Source organism: Rhizobium grahamii CCGE 502, assembly GCF_000298315.2.
GTDB lineage: Bacteria > Pseudomonadota > Alphaproteobacteria > Rhizobiales > Rhizobiaceae > Rhizobium > Rhizobium grahamii.
This window is the reverse complement of the sequence record NZ_AEYE02000005.1, coordinates 116,170-132,779: the sequence shown is the minus strand read 5'-3', so window position 1 is coordinate 132,779 and position 16,610 is coordinate 116,170. Positions and strand designations below refer to the sequence as shown.

Genomic DNA, 16,610 nt, shown 5'->3' with positions numbered 1-16,610 from the left:
AATGAGCAAGAACCGAGGCGTCGTCTACATGCGGCCCGGCAAGGTCGAAATCCACGACATCGACGATCCAAAGCTTGAAGCACCCGATGGCCGCAAGATCGAGCACGGCGTCATTCTGAAAGTGATCTCCACCAATATCTGCGGATCGGACCAGCATATGGTTCGCGGCCGCACCACGGCCATGCCCGGCCTCGTTCTCGGCCACGAAATCACCGGTGAGGTGATCGAGAAGGGTGTCGATGTCGAGATGCTTGATATCGGTGATCTCGTCTCCGTGCCGTTCAACGTCGCTTGCGGCCGCTGCCGCTGCTGCAAATCGCAGGACACGGGCGTCTGCCTGACCGTCAACCCGTCGCGCGCCGGCGGCGCCTACGGTTACGTCGACATGGGCGGCTGGATCGGCGGGCAGGCCCGCTACGTGACCATTCCCTATGCCGATTTCAACCTCTTGAAATTCCCGGACCGCGATCGCGCGATGGAGAAGATCCGCGATCTCACCATGCTCTCCGACATCCTGCCGACCGGGTTCCACGGTGCGGTGCGCGCCGGTGTCGGCGTCGGATCGACCGTCTATGTCGCTGGAGCGGGCCCGGTCGGGCTTGCCGCGGCTGCATCCGCCCGCATCCTCGGCGCTGCAGTGGTGATGATCGGTGACTTCAACAAGGATCGTCTTGCCCATGCCGCCAAGGTCGGCTTCGAGCCGATCGACCTGTCGAAGAGCGACCGGCTCGGCGACATGATCGCGCAGGTGACCGGCAGCAACGAAGTGGACAGCGCCATCGACGCCGTCGGCTTCGAGGCCCGCGGTCATTCGGGCGGCGAACAGCCGGCAATCGTTCTGAACCAGATGATGGAAATCACCCGCGCGGCGGGATCGATCGGCATTCCCGGCCTCTACGTGACCGAGGATCCGGGCGCCGTCGACAATGCTGCCAAGCATGGCAACCTGGCGCTGCGCTTCGGCCTCGGCTGGGCGAAGGCGCAGTCGTTCCATACAGGCCAGACACCTGTTCTGAAGTACAATCGTCAGCTCATGCAGGCGATCCTGCATGACCGCCTGCCGATCGCCGATATCGTCAACGCCAAGGTCATTCCGCTCGAAGAGGCGGTACAAGGCTACGAGAGCTTCGACCATGGCGCGGCGACGAAGTTTGTCCTCGACCCGCATGGCGAAGTCGCCAAGGCGGCTTAGGTAAAGGCCTCCCGAGGCTCGGCGCAGCGGGTGCATCCGCATCCGTTGCGCCATCCGTGGCTCCTACGCCATATCCAGCAAGAGAGCCCGATGGTCGGACACCTCGGGCTGTTCAACGACGTCGAACGCAACCACATTGACGTTCGCTGTGACTAGCATGTAGTCGGCGTAGCGGCCTTCTTTGGTGTAGTGCGAGGTTCGCGTATCCGTATGGCCGCGTGAGGTCACGAGGTCGCTCAAGCCCAGTTCGGCGAGCGCTTCGAACATGGCGCTGTCAGGGAGCACATTGAAGTCGCCGCAGACGACGAGCGGCTCGCCTTCGCGCCATATGCGGCGGATCAGACCGACCAGTGCATCCGCCTGCCCGCGACGTGCGGGCGTGTCGCCCTTGCCGGCAAGGTCCCGCAGGCCATGTAGTTGGGCGATGGTGATCGGACGGTTGGCGCGATAGTCGAACAAGCGGAGGCAGTGGGCATTGCGTGCGCGGGGGTGGGCGCCATAACCGTCGCCCGAGAAGTCGCCGTGCACGAAATCCATCGCCTGGCCGATGATCGGGTGAGACTGGCGCACGAAGGTCGCAAGCCCGAATTCCGACATGACAGCGGTCTCGCCTTCGAACAGTTCGCCTCTTGCGGTCGGGGCGAAGAAGGCATCGTGCGTGGGAAGGATCGCCTTGATCTCGGCAAACAGATTGGCGCGCTGCGGCAGAATATGGCTGCCGTCACGGTAGACTAGCCAATCGGTCGAAACGGTCACCGTACGCGTGATCTCCTGCAGGCAGAGAACGTCCGCATCGATCTCGGCGAGGTAGGGAATGAGCGGCGCGTGCAGTTTTCCGCCCCATGCATTCAGCGAGACAATCCGCATCACATCCCTCCCCTTCTGCGCGAAGACCTTTCCGAACTGATTCGAGGAAACGCCCGATGTCCTTGTTTGCACGGATCCCCGACCGGAAAGCTCTAGCGTTTCTTGAACGGCTCCATGCCCTTGCGAGCGAGCTCGTCGGCGCGCTCATTTTCCGGATGGCCGGCGTGGCCCTTGACCCAGTGCCACTTGACCTTGTGGCGCTGGTTGGCGGCATCGAGTGCCTGCCAAAGTTCGCCGTTCTTCACCGGCTTCTTGTCGGCGGTCTTCCACCCGTTCTTCTTCCAGCCGAAGATCCACTTCGAGATGCCGTCCATGACGTATTTGCTGTCCGTGTGGAGATCGACTTCGCACGGGCTCTTCAGCGCCGACAGCGCCGAGATCGCCGCCAGCAGCTCCATGCGATTGTTGGTGGTGTCTGCCTCGCCGCCAGACAGTTCCTTTTCCACATCGCCGTAGCGCAGCACCGCCCCCCAGCCGCCGGGGCCGGGATTGCCGGAACAGGCGCCGTCCGTGAAGATATCGACGTGCTTCATGCCACGAGCCCATATTCAGTGGCTGAACCGATCTGCCTGTGGAAGCGCAGTTTGCGCAGATATTCGAGCGGATCCTTCTTGGTGACCAGCGCGCCCTCGGGCGTCGTCAGCCAATCGTAGAGGCGCGTCAGGAAGAAGCGCAACGCCGAACCGCGCGAAAGGATGGGAAGTGCCGTTAGCTCGGCAGCGCTCAGCGGCCGGACGCTCTGGTAGCCTTCCAGCATCGCCATGCCCTTGGTGATGTTGTAGGCGCCGTCCTTCTCGAAGCACCAGGCATTGAGAATGATCGAGACGTCATAGGCCAGCAGGTCGTTGCAGGCGAAATAGAAGTCGATCAGGCCGGACAGGTCGTCACCGAGGAAGAAGACGTTATCAGGAAAGAGATCGGCATGGATGACGCCACCCGGCAGGTCCTTCGGCCAATGGGCGGCGAGGAAGTCGAGCTCGGTGCGGATCTCGTTCTGAAGTCCCTTCTCCACCTCGTCGGCACGCGCCTCGGACTTCTCCCAGAGCACTTTCCAGCCATCGACCGACAGTGCATTGGGACGCTTCAGCGCAAAGCCTTCGCCGGCGACATGCATCTGCGCAAGCGCCTTGCCAACCTCGCGGCAATGCTTTGCTTCCGGCTTGCGCAGCCACATGCCTTCCAGGAAGGAGATCACAGCGGCCGGCCGATCGGAGAGCGTGCCAAGCAGGGCCCCGTCCTTTCGCCGCAGGGGAAGCGGGCAGGAGAGACCGCGGGCCGCCAGATGCTGCATCAGCCCCAGGAAGAACGGCAGGTCGTTCTTCTCGACGCGCTTTTCGTAAAGCGTGAGGATCAACGGGTCCTTGGTGGTGTGCAGCAGGAAGTTCGAGTTCTCAACACCCTCGGCGATGCCTTTATAGGACAGCAGCGTGCCGGTATCGTACTCCGTCAGGAACCACTTCAAATCGTCTTCGGAAATATCGGTATAGACTGCCAATTTACGTCCCGCGAAAATGTTTGATCAGTTAGACCACCGCCCGGGTCGGGCGGTGACTGGCGCCGCAATCGTCCCCTCGACGATTACTCCCGCATCACGGGATGCGCCTTATCCATTCACCCACGCCATATCCTCATGCGTCAGCTCGATGTTGCGCAGTTCGCGATTGACGAGGAAATGCTCGTTTTCCTGAACCGTCTCGGCAAGCTCGACCTTGGCGTCGAAGCGCGCGCGGAAGGCCTCGATGATCTCATTGACGATCACCTCGGGTGCCGATGCACCGGCGGAAAGCCCAAGCGTCGAGATCGGCCCGATCTCGTCCCAATCGAGCTCCGAGGCGCGTTGCACCAGGAGCGACTTCTTCGCCCCTGCCCGCAGCGCGACCTCGACCAGTCGCTTGGAGTTCGACGAGTTCGGAGCGCCGACGATGATGAAGAGATCGCAGCCGGGTGCTGCCTGCTTGACGACTTCCTGGCGGTTGGTCGTGGCATAGCAGATCGAGTCGGCGGCAGGCGCCGTCAGGTTGGGGAAGCGCTCGTGCAGGCGCGTGATCACGCCGGCCGTATCGTCCACCGAGAGCGTCGTTTGCGTCACAAAGCCCAGATTGTCGGGATCGGCCGGCTCGTAGGCGTCGGCGTCCTCGATCGTCTCGATCAGCGATACCGACCCTTCAGGCAGCTGCCCCATCGTGCCGATCACTTCCGGATGGCCGGCGTGGCCGATCAGGACGACATGGCGGCCGAGCTTGTTGTGGCGCATTGCCTGCTTGTGCACCTTGGAGACCAGCGGGCATGTGGCATCGAGATAGAAGAGATTGCGGGCGCTTGCATCTTCCGGAACCGACTTCGGCACACCATGCGCTGAGAAGACGACCGGCTGGGCACGATGCTCTTCCGGGATCTCGTCGAGCTCCTCGACGAAGACGGCGCCCTTGGCTTCCAAGCCTTCAACCACATACCTGTTATGGACGATCTCGTGGCGGACATAAACAGGCGCACCGTAGGATTTCAGCGCCAGCACGACGATCTGGATGGCGCGGTCGACGCCGGCGCAAAAGCCGCGCGGTCCGCAGAGCCTGATCGTCAAGGGAGGTTTCGCCGCAATATTCATGTCTGTTCCGGTTCGTAGGGATAGCGCTCTCTAGCCCAATATAGGCAAGAATTGAAGCGATACTATTGCGCCGGACCTCGCCTGCGGAAACGAGCGATCACGGCGATGATGACAAGCGTTACCGCAAGCCCATACCAGGTGAAGGCATATTGCAGGTGGTTGTTGGGCAGATCGACATCGGTGACCCCGCCGATCGGCAGCCCCTTCGGATTGGGGGTATCGTCCGCATCCACGAAGAACGGAACGACTTGCGTCTTGTCGAGCCCGACGCTCGAGGCCATCACGTCAAGGTCCTTCCAGTAGAAGATATTCTTCGCAACATCATTGTCGGGCACGACCCAAGACGGCTTGCCGGGAAGCTTCGCGCGAGCGAGGCCGGTCACCGTCTGCTGATCGGTGAGCTGCCCCTGCATGCGCATTTCCGGCTCCTTGTTGTCGTAAGGAACGAAACCTCTGTTAACGAAGAGATAGCGGCCATCGGCAAGCTGCAGTGGGGTGTAGACGTAAAAGCCCGTCTGGCCATGCCAGGTGGCGAAGAAGTGCCGTTCCTTGCTGTTGACGTACTCGCCGCTGGCCGTCATGTGGCGATAATCGATATCCTCGCCCTCTGCGGCGATGCCTTCGATATCGGCAAGCGATGCCGCCGGCGCCTGCCGGCGCTCGGTGATATCGGTCAGCAGTTTTTCCTTCCAGTGTAGCCGTTCGACTTGCCAGGTGCCGAGCGAGAGGAGGATGGCAAGCGCGACAAGCAGAGCGATGCCTGACAGCACCGACCGCTTTCGGCGCGGCGCCGAAACATCAAATTCAGTCACGGGAAATGCGCCCCTCGCTGGCGTTATGGCGATACTGCATTGCGATCAGGATCCCCTTGCACCAGCGCAGGGCAAGTAGGGAGAGAATGATGGTCAGGGGGCCGAACAGCAGAATGTGCAGCCAGATCGGTGGTGCGTAGTTGACCTCAAGCCACAGCACGGAGCCGATGATAATGAAGCCAACGATCAAAATGACGAATACCGCAGGGCCGTCGCCGGCGTCGGCAAAAGCGTAATCGAGGCCACAGGCCGAGCAGCGCGGCTTCAGCGCCAGCAGGCCGTTGAAGAGCTTTCCCTGGCCGCAGCGCGGGCAGCATCCCTTGAAGCCCGTCTTGACAGGATCAACCGGTGGGAAATGCGCGCTGTCCTCGTTCATGCCATCCTTCCAATTGCCTATGGCCAACCGGTGGCTCCGCCATAACTCACCCATAAAGTAATCACAGAGGGAAAGGAAATACCTGCGCTCTTTCGCCTCAGCGATTCGCGCCAAACAGAAGAAGAAAACTGATGACATATGACAGCTCGGCCGGACAGATCGTCATTCTGAACGGCGCCCCGCGCAGTGGAAAATCGTCGATCGCCAACGCGATCCAGGAGCATTTCGACGGCCCCTGGATGAACTTTGGCGTCGACACCTACAACTCGATGACCGCGGAACGCTACCTGCCGGGAATCGGGCTGCGTCCGGGCGGAGAACGCCCTGACCTCGAGGAGATGATTCCGTTTTTCTATGCGGCACTCTACGAATCGGTCGCCATCCATGCTGGGCTCGGCCTCAATGTCGTGGCCGACCTCGGCCATCATGACAGCTACTCTCAGCCGCTCGGCATTCTCGCCGATTGCGCGCGCCGGCTTGAGGGATTGCCAGTGCTTTTCGTCGGTGTCAGATGTCCGATCAAGGTCATCATGAAAAGGCGGAACATCCCAGTGCCAGGTCGTCACTCGCTGTACGTCACCGCAACCGAAGATGAGGCCGTCCCCCATCCGGTCCAGCTCTGGCAGGAGCAGGTCCATATCCCCGGCATCTACGATCTTGAGGTGGACACCTCGGTGCTGACGCCGTTGGAATGTGCCGAAGCGATCCGGCACCGCCTGGATCTCGGCATTCCCCAACCCTCAGCGTTCGAGCGCATCGCCGCCATGCGGTGATCAGTAAAACAAAAAGGGCGGGTGCCGTGGCACCCGCCCTTTTCAATTCATGGCCTCGGCTCAGCCTGCAGCCAGCGGAGCGCCCCAGCCGCCCCAGACGTAGATGCAGAAGAACAGGAACAGCCAGACGACGTCGACGAAGTGCCAGTACCAGGCCGCCGCTTCGAAGCCGAAATGCTGCTTCGGCGTGAAATCGCCGCGGATTGCACGCAGCAGGCAGACGAGCAGGAAGATCGTACCAACCAGAACGTGGAAGCCGTGGAAACCGGTCGCCATGAAGAAGGTCGCACCGTAGATCGAGTTCTTGAAGGCAAACGGCGCATGTACGTATTCAAACGCCTGCACCGATGAGAACAAGATACCGAGCAGAACGGTGAGCGTCAGGCCCTGGATCAGGCCCCTGCGGTCGTTGTGCAGCAGCGCGTGGTGCGCCCAGGTAACGGCCGTGCCGGACAATAGCAGGATGACCGTGTTATAGATCGGCAGGTGCCAAGGGTCGAGAACTTCGATGCCCTTCGGCGGCCACTGGCCACCGGTGAAGGCAACGCGCGACGCCTGAATCGCTTCGTTGGGGAAGAGGCTTGCGTCGAAGTAAGCCCAGAACCAGGCAACGAAGAACATCACTTCGGAAGCGATGAACATGATCATGCCGTAGCGAAGGTGCAGCGAGACGACGCGGGTATGGGCGCCCTCGTTTGCTTCCTTCACCGTGTCCGACCACCAGCCGAACATGACGTAGAGAATGATCGCAAGGCCGATGAAGAACAGCCACGGATGAGCCCATTCGATGCCGAGGAGATGCAGCGACCCGCCGTTGAGGTAGCGCATGAAGCCGACGCCGCCGAACGTGATGATGAACGCGCCGATCGAAGCCAGGATCGGCCACGGGCTCGGGTCAATGATGTGGTAGTCGTGATGTTTCTGATGAGCATCAGCCATGTAAGCTATCCCCGGATCTCTTCCTCTCCGCTCCGGCATAGCCGGAAACGAACCTCAATCAAAGTTTCTTTTCAAGCTTTACCGTTCCACCCTCATTCGAAGCCACCGGCTTCGGACCCTCTTTCGGATAGAACGTATAGGACAAGGTAACGGTGTGGATATCCTTCGATTCCACAGCCTTGGTAATATCAGGATCGATATAGAAAACGACAGGCATCTCGAGCTTTTCGCCCGGTTTCAGAACGGTCTCGTTGAAGCAGAAGCACTGCACCTTGTTGAAATAGACGCCCGCCTCGCCAGGTGTCACGTTGAACACAGCCTGACCGCGCTGCGGCTCGTTCGACTTGTTCACCGCAGTGAAATTCACCTGAATGGTTTCGCCGATGCGCGGGTTGACCTCGCGCTCGACCGGCTTGAACTCCCAATCAAGACCCGGCGCCACATTGGCGTCGAAGGTGACGCGCATCTTGCGGTCGAGAATCACGCTGGAAGCCTGCTCGACGCGTTGCGTCGTGCCGTTATAGCCGGTCAGCTGGCAGAACATCCGGTAGAGCGGAACCGCCGCATAGCTCGCAGCGCCCATGCCGAAGACGAAGGCAAGGCACATGAAAACGACAGCGCCGTTGTTGCGTGGCTTTCGCGGCGTGCTCGGCATCCCGCTCATCTCAAGCGTGCCCCGTAAACTTCACGATCGTAATCGTGTAAAAAAGCACGACGAGGCCGGCCAAAACCAGACCGAGCGCAACGTTGCGGTTGCGGCGCGACTTGCGCTGCGCCTCTGTAAGCTTGACGACGTCCATTAGAGAATGCCTCCCATGTGAGAAACGAGCACGGCAGCGAGCCGGTCGAACATCAGGGCGGAGAAGATCGCGAAGAGATACAAGATCGAGAAGCCGAAAAGCTTCTTCGCCGGGATCATCTTCTCATCGCCGTCCGGCATCCGCCAGACGGCGATGGAACAGTAGATAAAGATCGCGCCAAGCGCGGCGGCAACCAGGCCGTAACCAAGGCTCGCAAAGCCGAGAGCCGTCGGCAGCACGCCGCAGATCGCTGTCAGCACCGCGTATGCTACGATCTGGTGTTTGGTGGTCCGCTCACCGGAGACATTCGGCAGCATCGGCACGCCGACCGCCTCGTAGTCTTCCATCTTGAAAAGAGCCAGCGCCCAGAAGTGGGCTGGCGTCCAGAGGAAGATGATCATGAATAGAACAAAGCTGTCGATCGTGACGGTACCCGTCACGCAAGCCCAGCCGATCATCGGAGGAAAGGCGCCGGCGGCACCGCCGATGACGATGTTCTGCGGCGTCGAGCGCTTCAGCCACATCGTATAGATCACGGCGTAGAAGAAAATCGTGAAGGCGAGGATCGAGGCTGCGAGCCAATTGACGGCGAGCCCGAGGATAATCACCGAAAAACAGGAGAGCACCAGACCGAATGCCAACGCTTCCCGTGGCGCGATCCGGCCGGCCGGGATCGGACGCTTGGCGGTGCGGGTCATGATCGCATCGATATCGGCGTCGTACCACATATTCAGCGCGCCGGAAGCGCCGGCGCCGATAGCTATGCAAAGGATGGCGATGAGACCGAGGACCGGATTGATGTGCCCCGGAGCCAGAACGAGACCGGCAAATGCCGTGAAGACCACGAGCGACATGACGCGCGGTTTCAAAAGCTCGAAATAATCGCGCGCACTCGCTTCCGACAGGCGGAACTCGCCGTCGTGCGCCAGAGCCTTGCGATTGCCGATTACTGTCATTCTCTTGTCCTGCAAACTTGTAAGCCGACCGCCGCACTGTAACACGCGGCGGTCGTAATTTCTCGCATCTTACTTGATGCGCGGGAGCTGTTCCCACTGGTGATACGGCGGCGGCGACGACAGCTGCCATTCCAACGTCGTTGCACCCTCACCCCACGGATTGTCACCGGCAACGCGCTTCTTGGCGAAGGCTTCGAAGACGCCGACCAGGAAGATCAACACGCCGACGGCGGAGATGTAGGAGCCGACCGAGGAAACATAGTTCCAGCCGGCGAATGCATCCGGGTAGTCGATGTAGCGGCGCGGCATGCCCGCGAGGCCAAGGAAGTGCTGCGGGAAGAACACCAGGTTGACGCCGATGAACATGACCCAGAAGTGCAGCGTGCCGAGGAACTCGTTGTACATGTAGCCGGTCATCTTCGGGAACCAGTAGTACCAGGCAGCGAAGATAGCGAAGACGGCGCCAAGCGACAGAACGTAGTGGAAGTGAGCAACGACGTAGTAGGTGTCATGCAGCGAGCGGTCGAGGCCGGCATTGGCGAGCTGCACGCCGGTGACGCCACCGACGGTGAACAGGAAGATGAAGCCGATCGCCCAGACCATCGGCGTGCGGAAGCTGATCGAGCCACCCCACATCGTTGCGATCCAGGAGAAGATCTTCACGCCCGTCGGAACGGCGATGACCATCGTGGCGAACACGAAGTAGCGCTGCGCGTCGAGCGACAGGCCGACCGTGTACATGTGGTGCGCCCAGACGACGAAGCCGACGGCGCCGATCGCGACCATGGCGTAGGCCATGCCGAGGTAACCGAAAACAGGCTTCCGCGAGAAGGTCGAGATGATGTGGCTGACGATGCCGAAGCCGGGCAGAATCAGGATGTAGACTTCCGGGTGACCGAAGAACCAGAACAGGTGCTGGTAGAGGATCGGGTCGCCGCCGCCTTCCGGTACGAAGAAGGAGGTGCCGAAGTTGCGGTCGGTCAGCATCATGGTGATGGCGCCGGCCAGAACCGGGAGCGACAGCAAAAGCAGGAAGGCGGTGATCAGCACCGACCAGGCAAAGAGCGGCATCTTGTGCAGCGTCATGCCCGGAGCGCGCATGTTCAGGATCGTGGTGATGAAGTTGATCGCACCGAGGATCGAGGACGCACCGGCGATGTGGAGCGCAAAGATCGCAAGGTCGACGGCAGGGCCCGGCGTGCCCGAGCTCGACAGCGGCGGGTACATCGTCCAGCCGCCACCTGCACCGTAAGCACCGGCAGGACCTTCGACGAACATCGACAGGATGAGCAGAAGGAAGGCCGGAACGATTAGCCAGAAGGAGATGTTGTTCAGACGCGGGAACGCCATGTCAGGTGCACCGATCATGATCGGCACCATCCAGTTGGCAAAGCCGCCGATCATCGCCGGCATGACCATGAAGAAGATCATGATCAGCGCGTGCGCTGTCGTGAACATGTTGAACATCTGCTTGGCGCCGTCGATGGCGGCGTCGCCTTCATAGCCGTAGACCATCGATGCCAGACCGTGGAAGATCTGGATGCCCGGCTCCTGCAGCTCCATGCGCATAGCAACGGAGAGTGCGCCGCCGATGATGCCAGCAATGATCGCGAAGATCAGGTAAAGCGTACCGATGTCCTTGTGGTTCGTCGAAAAGAACCAGCGATTGACGAAGCTCGGCTTGTGCGAGTGATCGTGGTGGTCGTCATGGGCGTGCGCGCCATGAGAATGATCATGCGAGTGATGATCGTCGTGTGCGGAAGGTCCAGCCATGTCCCGTTCCCTCTTCCCTTACTGTGCGACGTTTTCGGCAACGTTGACGGTGCTTGCGGCACCATCGGTTGCGGCCATGAGTGTCTTGTACGCGCCCGGCAAGTCGGTAGCGGCACCGGCGAGCCACTGCTTGTACTTGTCCTCGGAAACGACGCGGATGGCGATCGGCATGAACGCATGATCCTTGCCACAGAGCTCGGAGCACTGGCCGTAGAACAGGCCTTCGCGCTCGGCGCGGAACCAGGTTTCGTTCAGGCGACCCGGAACGGCGTCGATCTTGACGCCGAAGGACGGCATGGCGAATGCGTGAATGACGTCGGTCGGGGCAGCGGTCACCAGAACGCGGACGGTCTTGTTGACGGGCAGAACAAGCTCGTTGTCGACAGTCAGCAGGCGCGGATAGATCGCCTTGTCTTCCTTGCCGGCGGCTGCGCGGTCGGCATCCTTGAGCAGGAAGGAATCGAAGGCGAGCGGGTTTTCGCCCGAGCCCTCATATTCGTAATTCCACTGCCACTGCGTCGCGGTCGCCTTGATGGTGACGTCAGGATTTTCCGGCAAGGTCAACTGGGCGGTCAAGAGGTTGAACGAAGGCACAGCGAGGAAGAGAAGCACGAGGACCGGTCCCACGGTCCAGGCAACTTCGATCATCGTATTGTGGCTCGTCTTGGACGGCACCGGGTTTGCGCCGGCGCGGAACTTGAGACAGACGACGATAAGAAGGACCAGAACGAAGAGCGTGATCGGAACGATAAACCACAGGGTATATTGTTCGAACCAATGAATGTCCCGCATGATCGGCGTGGCTGCCGGCTGCAATGTCGCCTGCCACGGCATCGGTTGGTCGGCATAACTGCCGGAAGCAAAAAGCAGACAGACCAGCGCGGTCAGAGCTGCATAAGCCTTCTTAATCACCTTAAAATCTCCCTCGAGCGCTGATCTGCGCAAAATCACGCACAGAATCCTTGCCATCTCAGCGCTTCAAACCACAGTTTGTCATTGATCGCAACAGCCCAAAGCGTTTGTTCGTGCGGCATTTTCGCTTTCAAACACATTGACCCAAGCATAGCGAAACATTCCATCTTTTTCGTTGCAATCAGTGAAATATCGCTTGTTGTCGGTGCCGTCGCACCAACATTCTCGGATAAACGTCCCATTTCCGCCGTAGTCCCCGGCTTTTCAGCGGGTGGGGCTTTTCATTTTTGGTGGCGCGCCCCAACTTAGCGGCACTGATTCGAATTGCAGAGGTTTTCATGGGTTTCCGTTCCCTCGCACGGCCCTTCGTGCTGACAGCGTGCATTGCGGCCGCAGCGACTGCTCCCGCCTTCGCCCAGCAGCAACCCGCGCCGGGGCAGCCAGCGCCAACGCCGCCGACGTCGCAGGCACAGCCTGGGCAGACGCAGCCGCAGGCGCCCGGCACCGTAAAGTCGAACCATGGGGCATGGTCTGTGGTGTGCGACAAGCCCGCCGGCGCCTCGGCTGAGCAGTGCGCGCTGATGCAGAACGTGATCGCCGAAGACCGGCCGGAAGTCGGTCTCTCCGTCGTGGTGCTGAAGACCGCTGACCGAAAGTCGAAGATACTGCGCGTTCTGGCGCCTCTCGGCGTCCTGCTGCCGAATGGCCTTGGTCTCAATGTCGACGGCAAGGATATCGGCCGCGCCTATTTCGTCCGCTGCTTTGCCGACGGCTGCTATGCCGAGGTTGTTCTTGAAGACGAGCTGCTGAAGACCTTCCGCAGCGGCGCCAGCGCCACCTTCATCGTCTTCCAGACGCCCGAGGAAGGGATCGGCATCCCCGTTGATCTCAAGGGCTTTGCCGAAGGCTACGACGCCCTCCCCTGATCGTCTTGATTTTCGGGCTTGCTCGAACCGTCCCCCGGACCTACATCGGCTGAAAGCATTCCTGCTTCAGCGGAGCAAAAGACATGAATACGGATCTCCTAACGCTTTTCGATGCCGACGAAGCGAAGATGCGTTCGCTCGTTGCCGAAGCGCTTTCGGGCGCGGACGACGGGGAGCTCTACATCGAACATGCCCAGGCAGAGTCGTTGATGTTCGATAACGGACGCTTGAAAGGCGGCAGCTTCAACACCGAGCAGGGTTTTGGCCTGCGCGCGGTTGCCGGCGAAGCCGTCGGCTACGCGCATGCGGGCGACCTTTCGGTGGCCGCCCTGAAGCGCGCGGCCGATGCGGTTGGCGCAGTCACCCGCGGTCATTCCGGCAGCTATGCGGCGGCTCCCCAGCGGACCAACAAGAAACTCTACTCCGACGAGAACCCAATCGGCACGCCGACCTTCGAGGAGAAGGTCAAGGTGCTGCAGGACATCGACGCCTATCTGCGCGGCAAGGACCCCAAGGTCCGTCAGGTCACCGCATCGATCGCTGCCAGCTGGCAGGTCGTCGACATCCTGCGGGCCGACGGTCACCGCGTTCGCGACATCCGGCCGATGACGCGTATCAACATCTCGGTCATTGCAGGCGAAGGCGATCGTCAGGAAAGCGGTTCCTACGGCACCGGTGGCCGCATCGGCTTCGGCGATTTCATCGCCGAAGACAACTGGCAATACGGCGCCGACGAGGCCTTGCGGCAGGCGCTGGTAAATCTGGAGGCGATCGAGGCGCCGGCAGGCACCATGGACGTCGTGCTCGGCTCCGGCTGGCCGGGCGTCATGCTGCACGAAGCGGTCGGTCATGGGCTTGAAGGCGATTTCAACCGAAAGAAGACGTCGGCCTTTGCCGGCCTTCTCGGCCAGATGGTCGCGGCACCCGGCGTGACTGTCGTCGACGACGGCACGATCGACAACCGGCGCGGCTCGATCACGATCGACGACGAGGGCACGCCGTCCGCCTACAACGTACTGATCGAAAACGGCAAGCTCGTCGGCTACATGCAGGACCGGCAGAATGCCCGCCTAATGGGCATGGCACCGACCGGCAACGGCCGCCGACAGGGCTACGCGCACGTCCCGATGCCGCGGATGACCAACACCTACATGCTCGGCGGCGACAAGACGCCGGAGGAAATCATCTCGTCGGTCAGAAAGGGCATCTACGCCGTTTCGTTCGGCGGCGGCCAAGTGGACATAACCTCGGGCAAGTTCGTGTTCGGCTGCACGGAGGCCTATCTGATCGACAACGGCAAGATCGGCGCACCGATCAAGGGCGCGATGCTGATCGGCAACGGACCCGACGCCATGAAGCGTGTTTCGATGGTCGGCAACGACATGAAGCTCGACACCGGCATCGGCAATTGCGGCAAGGGCGGCCAGTGGGTCCCGGTCGGCGTCGGCCAACCGCATCTCAGGATGGATCAGATCACCGTCGGCGGCACGAAGGCCTAGTCGAGAACGGAACCGCAATGAGCGAAATCGAGATCAGACTCTTCGCTGCAGGCGACATCGATGGCGTTTTCTCGGTGATCCTGCCGATTCAGCGCGAGGAATTCGGCATCTCCATCACGGCCGACGACCAGCCGGATCTCGCCGTCATTTCCGATTTCTATCAGTCGGGAAAGGGACAGTTCTGGGTCGCAGTTCGCGGCAGCCAGATTGTCGGCACGATTGGGTTGAAGGACATCGGCAACAGTCAGACAGCACTGCGCAAGATGTTCGTTGCGGCTGACGTGCGCGGCCGCGAGCATGGCGTCGCGGCCCGGCTCCTTGCGGAACTGGTGGCACACGCCGAGGTTCAGCAGGTCAAGGATGTCTTCCTTGGAACGACGGACAAATTCCTCGCCGCGCATCGCTTCTATGAGAAGAACAGCTTCATCGAGATTTCGAAAGGCGAGCTTCCGCGATCGTTTCCGCTGATGGCCTTGGACACGAAATTCTATCGGCGTAGGATCGGCGCGGCTTGAAGTCTATTCAGCCTGGAAAAGCCACTTGCGCTTGATCGCGGCAGAGAGATCCAAACCGTTCCTGTGCGCAAAAAGGAGAATGTGGCCGAGCACATCCGCCGTCTCGTCGGCGAGATCGCGGGCCAATTCGTCATCGGACCTCCCCTTCCGGCGGCCTCTGCCGCTGACGCGGTTCCACGCCTGGGTGAGTTCCCCCATTTCCTCCTGCAGCTTCAGCAGAAACCAGTCGGCATCCCGCTCGATGTGGTTTGCGTCGGCGTAGGCCCGAGAGGAACGCTCGAATTTTTCGGCGAGATCATTCAGCATGATGTTCTCCTTTTGTTTACAAAGGAGAACCTTGATTCTGCAGGAAAGTCCAGAAGCCTCAGCCGTGATCAGGCAGCAGCATGCAGTCGTAGGAGCGCTGCTTCAGGGCATCGCAGGCTGAAGTAGCCGCCTCGCGGCTATGGAAGCCGACGAAGCGAGCGCGATAGATCTTGTTCGCGCCATTGCCGACAGCCTCGGTATAGGGCGAGGCCATTTTCAAGGCAGCGCCGCCCTCGGCCTTGGCCTGGGCAAGCAGGGCGCGCGCCGCATCGTCACTCGATGCAGCAGAGATCTGGATCTGCCAGTCGCCGGCTGCTGTCGGCGCAGCGGCAGACTTTGCGGCCGGCTTGCTAGCTTTGCTGGGATCGGCGGCGTCAAACGGACGCTCCATTGGAACCGTCGCATCGCTGAGAAAGCCGAGCGCCTTCGGCGAGAGTTCGTTCTTGCGCGGTGCGGTTCCCGGGGTCGGCATATCGCCGTCATCTGCCGCCGAGGCAACTTCCACTGGCTGGCGTGAGTTTGTGCTCGCGACCATATTCGCGCCGCCTGGCGAGCGCCCGAGATACTTGTCGAGCAGGCCGGCCATCTTTGCGTCGCGGCTGCGGGCAGTGCGGCCGCCCAGCACGACGCCGACGACGCGGCGGTCTCCGTCCCTGACAGCGCTGACCAGATTGAAACCAGACGCATTGGTGTAACCAGTCTTGATGCCGTCCATGCCCTGATAGCGGTACATCAGGTTGTTGTGGCCGCGGATCGTGCGCCCGCGGAAGGTAAAGCTGGCCGTCGAGAACAGACGATACTCGCCGGGGAAATTCCGCATGAGGGCCACGGCAAGCGTGGACATGTCTCGCGCCGTCGTAACCTGGCGGCCATCCGGAAGGCCAGACGCATTGTAGAAAGCCGTGCGGGTCATGCCGAGCTGGCGCGCCTTCTGCGTCATCATGGCTGCAAAGTTGCTTTCGGAACCGCCAAGCTTCTCGGCCATGGCCGCGGCAGCATCGTTGGCCGACTTGGTGATCATGCCGAGGATTGCTTCTTGAACAGTTATGGAATCGCCGGGCCGAACACCGAGCTTTGTCGGCGGCCGCGAGGCGGCATATTTCGACATGACAAGCGGCGTGTTCCAGCTGATCTTGCCGCGCTTGATCGCCTCGAAGGCCATATAGATGGTCATCATTTTCGTCAGCGACGCGGGATGATTCAGTACGTCGGCATTCTCGGCGCTGAGCACCTTGCCTGTCCGGGCATCCAGGATAAGGGAGGCACTACCTGCCATCGCCGTCAACGGCGCCGCAACGACGAGCGTCGCGGCTATAATCGCGGCCAACAGCTTATTCATGCATTTCCCCTTGATGAACG

Annotated in this window: 19 protein-coding genes; 5 read left to right on the top strand and 14 right to left on the bottom strand. The window is 60.9% G+C overall.

Translation table 11 applies throughout. The features are described 5' to 3' along the window. Position 1: 1 nt before the first annotated feature. Positions 2-1,192, top strand: coding sequence for a formaldehyde dehydrogenase, glutathione-independent (fdhA, locus tag RGCCGE502_RS04695; protein ID WP_016553017.1), 1,191 nt, complete (start codon positions 2-4; stop codon positions 1,190-1,192). Between the two features lie 63 nt (positions 1,193-1,255). Here fdhA and RGCCGE502_RS04690 read toward each other — a convergent pair whose 3' ends face one another. The 6 genes from RGCCGE502_RS04690 to RGCCGE502_RS04665 all read right to left on the bottom strand — a co-directional run bounded on the left by RGCCGE502_RS04690 (position 1,256) and on the right by RGCCGE502_RS04665 (position 5,852). Next, positions 1,256-2,059, bottom strand: coding sequence for an endonuclease/exonuclease/phosphatase family protein (locus RGCCGE502_RS04690; RefSeq protein ID WP_016553016.1), 804 nt, complete (start codon positions 2,057-2,059; stop codon positions 1,256-1,258). 92 nt (positions 2,060-2,151) lie between these two features. Next, entirely contained in the window at positions 2,152-2,592 is a 441-nt protein-coding gene (gene rnhA / locus RGCCGE502_RS04685; RefSeq protein ID WP_016553015.1) for a ribonuclease HI, read from the bottom strand. Next, positions 2,589-3,554, bottom strand: a complete 966-nt coding sequence (locus RGCCGE502_RS04680) for a homoserine kinase (RefSeq protein ID WP_016553014.1) — start codon at positions 3,552-3,554, stop codon at positions 2,589-2,591. Before RGCCGE502_RS04680 ends, rnhA begins: the two co-directional genes overlap by 4 nt. Before the next feature lie 108 nt (positions 3,555-3,662). Further along, on the bottom strand, positions 3,663-4,664 hold the full coding sequence (gene ispH, locus RGCCGE502_RS04675; RefSeq protein WP_016553013.1) for a 4-hydroxy-3-methylbut-2-enyl diphosphate reductase: 1,002 nt from the start codon (positions 4,662-4,664) through the stop codon (positions 3,663-3,665). A gap of 62 nt (positions 4,665-4,726) precedes the next feature. Further along, positions 4,727-5,476, bottom strand: coding sequence for an SURF1 family protein (locus tag RGCCGE502_RS04670; RefSeq protein WP_016553012.1), 750 nt, complete (start codon positions 5,474-5,476; stop codon positions 4,727-4,729). Continuing rightward, positions 5,469-5,852, bottom strand: coding sequence for a DUF983 domain-containing protein (locus tag RGCCGE502_RS04665; protein ID WP_016553011.1), 384 nt, complete (start codon positions 5,850-5,852; stop codon positions 5,469-5,471). Before RGCCGE502_RS04665 ends, RGCCGE502_RS04670 begins: the two co-directional genes overlap by 8 nt. 131 nt (positions 5,853-5,983) lie before the next feature. On the opposite strand from RGCCGE502_RS04665, the gene RGCCGE502_RS04660 reads away from it, so the two are divergent. Next, a complete protein-coding gene (locus RGCCGE502_RS04660) occupies positions 5,984-6,625 on the top strand; it encodes a chloramphenicol phosphotransferase CPT family protein (RefSeq protein ID WP_016553010.1) in 642 nt (213 codons plus the stop codon). A gap of 60 nt (positions 6,626-6,685) precedes the next feature. Here RGCCGE502_RS04660 and RGCCGE502_RS04655 read toward each other — a convergent pair whose 3' ends face one another. From RGCCGE502_RS04655 to coxB, 6 genes are all read right to left on the bottom strand, one after another. Then, positions 6,686-7,564, bottom strand: coding sequence for a cytochrome c oxidase subunit 3 (locus RGCCGE502_RS04655; protein WP_016553009.1), 879 nt, complete (start codon positions 7,562-7,564; stop codon positions 6,686-6,688). 58 nt (positions 7,565-7,622) lie between these two features. Further along, positions 7,623-8,228, bottom strand: a complete 606-nt coding sequence (locus tag RGCCGE502_RS04650; RefSeq protein WP_040673970.1) for a cytochrome c oxidase assembly protein — start codon at positions 8,226-8,228, stop codon at positions 7,623-7,625. A 1-nt stretch (position 8,229) separates the two neighbouring features. Next, positions 8,230-8,364: a cytochrome c oxidase system small membrane protein gene (locus RGCCGE502_RS38685; protein ID WP_016553007.1), complete on the bottom strand. Its 135-nt coding sequence runs from the start codon at positions 8,362-8,364 to the stop codon at positions 8,230-8,232. Further along, complete coding sequence (locus tag RGCCGE502_RS04640; protein ID WP_016553006.1) at positions 8,364-9,320, bottom strand: heme o synthase; 957 nt, start codon at positions 9,318-9,320, stop codon at positions 8,364-8,366. The genes RGCCGE502_RS38685 and RGCCGE502_RS04640 overlap by 1 nt, the downstream gene beginning before the upstream one ends. A gap of 69 nt (positions 9,321-9,389) precedes the next feature. Further along, a complete protein-coding gene (gene ctaD, locus RGCCGE502_RS04635) occupies positions 9,390-11,093 on the bottom strand; it encodes a cytochrome c oxidase subunit I (RefSeq protein WP_016553005.1) in 1,704 nt (567 codons plus the stop codon). Positions 11,094-11,111: 18 nt separating this feature from the next. Then, entirely contained in the window at positions 11,112-12,005 is an 894-nt protein-coding gene (gene coxB / locus RGCCGE502_RS04630; protein ID WP_019279686.1) for a cytochrome c oxidase subunit II, read from the bottom strand. A gap of 338 nt (positions 12,006-12,343) precedes the next feature. Between coxB and RGCCGE502_RS04620 the strand changes: the two genes are divergently transcribed. The 3 genes from RGCCGE502_RS04620 (at position 12,344) to RGCCGE502_RS04610 (ending at position 14,945) form a co-directional block, all read left to right on the top strand. Continuing rightward, the gene (locus RGCCGE502_RS04620; protein ID WP_016553003.1) at positions 12,344-12,931 is read left to right on the top strand and encodes an invasion associated locus B family protein; all 588 of its coding nucleotides are present in this window, start codon (positions 12,344-12,346) and stop codon (positions 12,929-12,931) included. A gap of 83 nt (positions 12,932-13,014) precedes the next feature. Next, positions 13,015-14,430 carry a metalloprotease TldD gene (tldD, locus tag RGCCGE502_RS04615; protein ID WP_016553002.1) on the top strand — a complete coding sequence of 472 codons (1,416 nt, stop codon included), beginning with the start codon at positions 13,015-13,017 and terminating at the stop codon, positions 14,428-14,430. Between the two features lie 17 nt (positions 14,431-14,447). Next, a complete protein-coding gene (locus RGCCGE502_RS04610; RefSeq protein WP_016553001.1) occupies positions 14,448-14,945 on the top strand; it encodes a GNAT family N-acetyltransferase in 498 nt (165 codons plus the stop codon). Positions 14,946-14,948: 3 nt separating this feature from the next. Here RGCCGE502_RS04610 and RGCCGE502_RS04605 read toward each other — a convergent pair whose 3' ends face one another. Together RGCCGE502_RS04605 and RGCCGE502_RS04600 are read right to left on the bottom strand one after the other, a co-directional pair. Next, complete coding sequence (locus RGCCGE502_RS04605) at positions 14,949-15,251, bottom strand: nucleoside triphosphate pyrophosphohydrolase family protein (RefSeq protein WP_016553000.1); 303 nt, start codon at positions 15,249-15,251, stop codon at positions 14,949-14,951. Positions 15,252-15,309: 58 nt separating this feature from the next. Beyond that, positions 15,310-16,590, bottom strand: a complete 1,281-nt coding sequence (locus RGCCGE502_RS04600; protein ID WP_016552999.1) for a D-alanyl-D-alanine carboxypeptidase family protein — start codon at positions 16,588-16,590, stop codon at positions 15,310-15,312. Positions 16,591-16,610 lie beyond the last annotated feature (20 nt).

Coding starts and splice junctions, on each gene's coding strand:
- fdhA (WP_016553017.1), top strand. CDS start 2: ATGAGCAAGAACCGAGGCGTCGTCTACATGCGGCCCGGCAAGGTCGAA.
- RGCCGE502_RS04660 (WP_016553010.1), top strand. CDS start 5,984: ATGACATATGACAGCTCGGCCGGACAGATCGTCATTCTGAACGGCGCC.
- ctaD (WP_016553005.1), bottom strand. CDS start 11,093: ATGGCTGGACCTTCCGCACACGACGATCATCACTCGCATGATCATTCT.
- RGCCGE502_RS04605 (WP_016553000.1), bottom strand. CDS start 15,251: ATGCTGAATGATCTCGCCGAAAAATTCGAGCGTTCCTCTCGGGCCTAC.
- rnhA (WP_016553015.1), bottom strand. CDS start 2,592: ATGAAGCACGTCGATATCTTCACGGACGGCGCCTGTTCCGGCAATCCC.
- RGCCGE502_RS04690 (WP_016553016.1), bottom strand. CDS start 2,059: ATGCGGATTGTCTCGCTGAATGCATGGGGCGGAAAACTGCACGCGCCG.
- ispH (WP_016553013.1), bottom strand. CDS start 4,664: ATGAATATTGCGGCGAAACCTCCCTTGACGATCAGGCTCTGCGGACCG.
- RGCCGE502_RS04600 (WP_016552999.1), bottom strand. CDS start 16,590: ATGAATAAGCTGTTGGCCGCGATTATAGCCGCGACGCTCGTCGTTGCG.
- RGCCGE502_RS04650 (WP_040673970.1), bottom strand. CDS start 8,228: ATGAGCGGGATGCCGAGCACGCCGCGAAAGCCACGCAACAACGGCGCT.
- tldD (WP_016553002.1), top strand. CDS start 13,015: ATGAATACGGATCTCCTAACGCTTTTCGATGCCGACGAAGCGAAGATG.
- RGCCGE502_RS04620 (WP_016553003.1), top strand. CDS start 12,344: ATGGGTTTCCGTTCCCTCGCACGGCCCTTCGTGCTGACAGCGTGCATT.
- RGCCGE502_RS04610 (WP_016553001.1), top strand. CDS start 14,448: ATGAGCGAAATCGAGATCAGACTCTTCGCTGCAGGCGACATCGATGGC.
- RGCCGE502_RS04640 (WP_016553006.1), bottom strand. CDS start 9,320: ATGACAGTAATCGGCAATCGCAAGGCTCTGGCGCACGACGGCGAGTTC.
- RGCCGE502_RS04655 (WP_016553009.1), bottom strand. CDS start 7,564: ATGGCTGATGCTCATCAGAAACATCACGACTACCACATCATTGACCCG.
- RGCCGE502_RS04665 (WP_016553011.1), bottom strand. CDS start 5,852: ATGAACGAGGACAGCGCGCATTTCCCACCGGTTGATCCTGTCAAGACG.
- RGCCGE502_RS38685 (WP_016553007.1), bottom strand. CDS start 8,364: ATGGACGTCGTCAAGCTTACAGAGGCGCAGCGCAAGTCGCGCCGCAAC.